Consider the following 5,988-nt stretch of genomic DNA (forward strand, 5'->3'; position numbering starts at 1 on the left):
TGGGCGCGGGCGGCAGGACGTTCACCGCGCACCTCCTGTTCCGCCGGGTGTCGCGTGCGATTCCGGCTGCGTGGGCGGGGCCTCCGGTGCGGAGGCCCCCCCCGCACGCGGATCACCGGTTGTAGACGGCGATGTAGTCGACGAGCATCGGGTGCCCCGGCTCCGTCGCGTCGGTCGGCGTGGTGATCCCGGAGTTCTTGTCCGGGAACTGGCCGCCGACCGCGACGTTGAGCAGCACGAAGTACCCGTCGTGCTCGGTCATGCTCCGCCACGCCGCGGCGTCCACATCGGACTCGCGCACCGAGTGGTACTGCTGCCCGTCCACGTACCAGCGCAGCTCCTCGACCTCGCCGCTGCGGTCCCACTCGAACCGGTAGGTGTGGAACGCCTCCTGGCAGGTGCTGTCCGGGCACTCCCGGCTCGCGGCCAGGCCGTCGGTCTCGTCGCAGGAACCGCCGGGGGAGACGTCGCAGTGCAGCACGCCGTACACGCGGTTCTCGGCGTTGACGTTCTCCATGATGTCGAACTCGCCGATGGTGGGCCAGCTCCACAGGTCCTCGCGGTACGGCGAGCCCAGCGCCCAGAACGCGGGCCAGTAGCCCAGCGCCCCGTCCGCGGCCACGTCCGGCATCCGGATGCGGCCCTCGATGCGCAGCACGCCGCCCTCGGCGGCCTTGAAGTCGCCGCGCCGCGTCTCGATCCGCGACGAGGTCCAGGCCCCGGACTCGTCCCGGCGCGGGGTGATCGCCAGGTTGCCGTCGCCGTCCTGCTGCAGGTTCTCCGGATCGGCGGTGTAGGTCTGCACCTCGCCGGTGCCCCAGCCGTCCGGTCCGCCCGGGTAGCCGCGGCCGGTGTCGACCTGCCAGTCGTCGCCGGGGGCGGCACCCGCCGCGCCGGTGAAGTCGTCGCCGAAGGTCAGCGTCCAGCCCTCGTCCGGCGGCGGGACGTCGGCCCCGGCCGGGGCGGTGACCAGACCGGTCAGGCCGATCCCCGCGGCGAGCGCGGCCGCGGCCAGCCGGCCGCGCCCGCGCGGAGCCGTCCCCGTCGTCGTCCGGTTCCGTGATCTTCCGGGCAGCGCCATCGCGCAGTCCTCCCTCGGGTCGGGCCCGGCCGGGCGCCGGGCCTCGCCGGCCACCGCGCTCCGCCCGGCCCCGCCGCGGAGGCGGTACCGGTGCAGAGACGTCGATCACGACCGACCAGCACATTCTTGAGAGCGCTCTCACGGCGGTCAACCGGCGGATGCAGCACGTAGGGGCACCCGAAAGGCAGACATCGCGGCACGAGCGGGTGATCATCGGTCGCGCCGGGGCGAGCTGCGCCATGATTGTTCCGGAAGGCGCGCGCCCGGTCGTCTGCGCAGTTGGCGCGGACAGATAGGGTGCTGAGGAGTCCATCAACCGCTCACCCGTCGCGTCGAGGCGGCAGGGTCAGTCACGAGGAGATAGGCGTGACCGTTCGCGTAGGGATCAACGGCTTCGGCCGCATCGGGCGGAACTTCTGGCGGGCCGCGACCGCCAGCGACCACGACATCGAGATCGTGGCCGCCAACGACCTGGGCGATGTCGCGACGATGGCCCACCTGCTCAAGTACGACAGCGTCCTCGGGCGCCTCGAGCAGGACGTCAAGGTCACCGACGAGGGCATCGAGGTGGGCGGCAAGCAGATCAAGATCCTGGCCGAGCGCGACCCGGGCAAGCTGCCCTGGGGCGACCTGGGCGTGGACGTGGTCGTCGAGTCCACCGGCTTCTTCACCAACGCCGCGGACGCCCGCAAGCACGTCGACGAGGGCGGCGCCAAGAAGGTCGTCATCTCCGCGCCCGCCAAGGGCGAGGACCTGACCGTGGTGCTGGGCGTCAACGACGACAAGTACGACGGCTCGCAGACGATCATCTCGAACGCGTCCTGCACCACGAACTGCCTGGCCCCCATGGTCAAGGTGCTCGACGACACGTTCGGCATCCAGCGCGGTCTGATGACCACGGTGCACGCCTACACCGCGGACCAGAACCTGCAGGACGGCCCGCACAAGGACCTGCGCCGCGCCCGGGGTGCCGCGATCAACGTGGTGCCGACCAGCACCGGTGCGGCCAAGGCCATCGGCCTGGTGCTGCCGGAGCTCAACGGCAAGCTCGACGGCTACGCGATGCGCGTGCCGGTGCCGACCGGTTCGGTCACCGACCTCACCGCGACCGTGGGCAAGGAGACCTCCGTCGAAGAGGTCAACGCCGCGTTCCGCGCCGCCGCCGGCGAGGGCAAGCTCAAGGGCGTGCTGCGCTACAGCGAGGACCCGATCGTCTCCAGCGACATCGTGACCGACCCGGCCTCCACGGTCTTCGACGCGCCGCTGACCAAGGTCATCGGCGACCAGGTCAAGATCGTCGGGTGGTACGACAACGAGTGGGGCTACTCCAACCGCCTCGCCGACCTTTCCGCCTTGATCGGTTCTAAGCTGTCCTGACGGGCTCGTTCTGCTCTGAGCTCGGGTAGCGGAACCTCAGGTGTCCCCTCGCTGCGGGATCTTTTTCCCAAGTGGCTCCGCCACGAGGGAAAAAGCCGTCCTCGCGAGAGGCCACCTGAGAACCCGCCGGTGGTCCGGCTGCGTGCGTGGTCGCTGCTCAGCGGCTTCGCCGCTGACCGGACGATGGTCGGCCGGGGAGCGGACGCTCGGGCGGCGGGCTCACGAGTTCGGGCTGTCGGAAGCTTGTTGAAGGTCCCGCATGAGCCGTGCTCGTGCGGGCCTTCTCTTTCATGTGAGGAGCAGACGTGAAGAACCTCGACGATCTGCTGTCCGAAGGAGTTCGGGGGCGTCGCGTTCTGGTGCGCGCCGACCTCAACGTTCCGCTGGACGGCGACGAGATCACCGACGACGGCCGGGTGCGGGCCTCGCTGCCGACGATCGAGAAGCTGACCGGGGCCGGTGCGCGCGTCGTCGTCACCGCCCACCTCGGCCGCCCGAAGGGCGAGCCGGACCCGCAGTTCTCGCTGGTACCGGTGGCGCGCAGGCTCGGTGAGCTGCTGGGCGCCGAGGTGGCGGTGGCCGGTGACGTGACCGGGGACTCCGCCCGCTCCGTGGTGGAGGGGCTGGCCGACGGTTCGGTGGCGCTGCTGGAGAACGTGCGGTTCGACCCGCGCGAGACCAGCAAGGACGACGCCGAGCGCGGCGCGTTCGCCCGCGAGCTGGCCGAGCTGGTCGGCGACGGCGCGGCGTTCGTCTCCGACGGCTTCGGCGTGGTGCACCGCAAGCAGGCCTCCGTCTACGACGTGGCGAAGCTGCTGCCGGGCTACGCGGGCGGACTGGTGCTGTCCGAAGTGGACGTGCTGCGCACCCTCGTCGGCGACCCGCGACGGCCCTACGTGGTGGTGCTCGGCGGGTCCAAGGTCTCCGACAAGTTCGGCGTGATCGAGGCACTGCTGCCGAAGGTCGACAAGCTGCTCATCGGCGGCGGCATGGCCTACACCTTCCTGGCCGCGCAAGGCCACCAGGTCGGGTCGTCGCTCCTGCAGAACGACCAGCTCGACGCCACCCGCGAACTGCTCGCGGAGCACGGCGACAAGCTGGTGCTGCCCGTCGACGTGGTCGTCGCCGACGCGTTCGCCGCCGACGCGAACACGCGGGTCGTCGAGGCCGACGCCATCCCCGAGGGGTGGATGGGCCTGGACATCGGGCCGCGCAGCGTCGAGCTGTTCGCCGACGCCCTGCGCACCGCGGGCACCGTGTTCTGGAACGGCCCCGCCGGCGTCTTCGAGTTCGAGGCGTTCGCCGCGGGCACCCGGGGCGTCGCGCAGGCCATCGTCGACTCCGACGCGTTCAGCGTCGTCGGTGGCGGCGACTCCGCGGCCGCGGTCCGCACCCTCGGCCTGCCCGAGGACGGGTTCTCGCACATCTCCACCGGTGGCGGCGCTTCGCTGGAATTCCTCGAAGGCAAGGACCTGCCGGGTGTCGCGGTCCTCGAAGGCGAAGCCTGACCGCCCGAACCGTCGAGCGTGGTGACTAGCGGCTCCGCCGCAGGAAAGGACTCCGCATGGCCAGGACTCCGCTGATCGCGGGCAACTGGAAGATGAACCTGAACCACCTGGAAGCGATCGCCCTGGTGCAGAAGGTCGCCTTCGCGCTGCCCGAGAAGTACTTCGCGAAGGTCGAGGTGGCGGTCATCCCGCCGTTCACCGACATCCGGAGCGTGCAGACCCTGATCGACGGCGACAAGCTGCTGCTCAAGCACGGCGCGCAGGACGTCTCCGAGCACGACTCCGGCGCCTACACCGGTGACGTGTCCGGCCCGATGCTCGCCAAGCTCGGGTGCAGCTACGTGGTCGTCGGGCACTCCGAGCGCCGCGAGTACCACGCGGAGACCGACGAGGTCGTCGGCCGCAAGGTGCGGGCCACGCTGAAGAACGGCATGTCGCCGATCCTCTGCGTCGGCGAGCAGCTCGACGTCCGTGAATCCGGCGGGCACGTCGAGCACTGCACCACCCAGCTGATCAACGCGCTGAAGGGCCTCAAGGCGGAGCAGGTCCGCTCCGTCGTGGTCGCCTACGAACCGGTGTGGGCCATCGGCACCGGCAAGGTCGCCACCGCCGACGACGCGCAGGAGGTGTGCGCGGCGCTGCGCGCGGCGCTGGCCGAGAAGTACGGCAAGGAGATCGCCGACGAGGTGCGGGTGCTCTACGGCGGCTCGGTCAAGTCCAGCAACATCGGTGAGCTGATCGCGCAGACCGACGTGGACGGCGCGCTCGTCGGCGGTGCGAGCCTCAACGGCGACGAGTTCACCAAGCTCAGTGCGATGGCGGCGGGCGGCCCGCTGCCCTGATGCTCCGGCCGGTCCGCACGGGCCGGCCCGGCGAGCCCCCCCCCCCCCGGGGCCGGGGGGGGCGGGGGGGGGCCGCCGCGGGGGGGGGGGGGCCGGGGCGCCGGGGGGGGGGGGGGGGGGGGCGGGGTGGGCGTGGGGGTGGGTGGGGGGNCCGCGCCCCCGGCCCCGCCCCCCCCCCCGCGCGGGGCGGGGGGGGGGGGGGCCCCCGCCCCCCCCCCCCCCCCCGGCCCCCCCGGGCCCCCCCCCCCCCCCCCCCCGGCCGCGTGACCTCGGCGGCGGGGGCGGTGCACCCACCGACCGCGGTGGAACACCGGCGCTAAGGCGGACGGCGGTCCACCGGACGAACGCCAACCGGTACTCTCGGTGGCGAACCGCTGTGTGAACGAGGACGTGATGAATCTAATCCTGCAGATCGGCCTGATCCTGACGAGCGTGCTGCTGGTGCTGCTGGTCCTGCTGCACCGGGCCAAGGGCGGCGGGCTCTCCTCGCTCTTCGGCGGTGGCATGCAGTCGAGCCTGTCGGGTTCCAGCGTGGCGGAGAAGAACCTCGACCGGATCACGATCGTGGTCATCGCGGTCTGGGTGATCTGCATCATCGGTACCGGGCTGCTGATCAAGATCGGTTGACGGTCCGGCGAGCTGGCAGCGGTTGACCAACAGCGGCCGGCCGGTGCGGCCGGTCCTCCGTGCGGCTTGGTGGGTGAGAGTGCATGACTGGCGGTAACGCGATCCGAGGCACGCGCGTCGGCGCGGGCCCGATGGGCGAGTCGGAGCGGGGCGAGTCGGCACCGCGCAGGCGGGTCGACTACTGGTGCGCCAACGGCCACCACACGCGGCCGTTCTTCTCGATGGACGCCGAGGTGCCGGACCAGTGGGACTGCCCCCGCTGCGGGCTGCCCGCGGGCCAGGACGAGCAGAACCCGCCGGAGGCGCGGCGCAACGAGCCGTACAAGAGCCACTTGGCGTACGTCAAGGAGCGGCGCAGCGACTCCGACGGCATGGCCATCCTCGAAGAGGCGTTGACGAAGCTGAAGAAGCGCCAGGGGCGCTGACGGCGGGTCCACCGCGGGGGGGGGGGGGGGGGGGGCGGGGCGCGCCGCGGCGGGGGGGGGGCGGGGCGGCGCCGCGGGGCGGCGGGGGGGGGGGCGCGGGCGCGGCGGGGGGGGGGGGGGGGGGCGCG

6 protein-coding genes are annotated in these 5,988 nt (G+C 72.3%); 5 read left to right on the forward strand and 1 reads right to left on the reverse strand.

The window, feature by feature from the left end; genetic code table 11:
* Positions 1–112: 112 nt before the first annotated feature.
* Positions 113–1,081, reverse strand: a complete 969-nt coding sequence (locus LCD33_RS27710; RefSeq protein WP_224967586.1) for a glycoside hydrolase family 16 protein — start codon at positions 1,079–1,081, stop codon at positions 113–115.
* 366 nt (positions 1,082–1,447) lie between these two features.
* On the opposite strand from LCD33_RS27710, the gene gap reads away from it, so the two are divergent.
* The 5 genes from gap to LCD33_RS27735 all read left to right on the forward strand — a co-directional run bounded on the left by gap (position 1,448) and on the right by LCD33_RS27735 (position 5,860).
* Positions 1,448–2,458, forward strand: a complete 1,011-nt coding sequence (gap, locus tag LCD33_RS27715) for a type I glyceraldehyde-3-phosphate dehydrogenase (RefSeq protein WP_224957708.1) — start codon at positions 1,448–1,450, stop codon at positions 2,456–2,458.
* Positions 2,459–2,763: 305 nt separating this feature from the next.
* Positions 2,764–3,966, forward strand: a complete 1,203-nt coding sequence (gene pgk / locus LCD33_RS27720) for a phosphoglycerate kinase (protein ID WP_224957707.1) — start codon at positions 2,764–2,766, stop codon at positions 3,964–3,966.
* A 56-nt stretch (positions 3,967–4,022) separates the two neighbouring features.
* A complete protein-coding gene (tpiA, locus tag LCD33_RS27725) occupies positions 4,023–4,808 on the forward strand; it encodes a triose-phosphate isomerase (protein ID WP_224957706.1) in 786 nt (261 codons plus the stop codon).
* A gap of 393 nt (positions 4,809–5,201) precedes the next feature.
* The gene (gene secG, locus LCD33_RS27730) at positions 5,202–5,435 is read left to right on the forward strand and encodes a preprotein translocase subunit SecG (RefSeq protein WP_224957705.1); all 234 of its coding nucleotides are present in this window, start codon (positions 5,202–5,204) and stop codon (positions 5,433–5,435) included.
* 83 nt (positions 5,436–5,518) lie between these two features.
* Positions 5,519–5,860: an RNA polymerase-binding protein RbpA gene (locus LCD33_RS27735; RefSeq protein ID WP_224957704.1), complete on the forward strand. Its 342-nt coding sequence runs from the start codon at positions 5,519–5,521 to the stop codon at positions 5,858–5,860.
* The last annotated feature ends 128 nt before the right edge of the window (positions 5,861–5,988 follow it).

Origin of the sequence: Saccharopolyspora sp. 7B (genome assembly GCF_020177435.1) — a bacterium.
GTDB classification, from domain to species: domain Bacteria; phylum Actinomycetota; class Actinomycetes; order Mycobacteriales; family Pseudonocardiaceae; genus Saccharopolyspora_C; species Saccharopolyspora_C gregorii.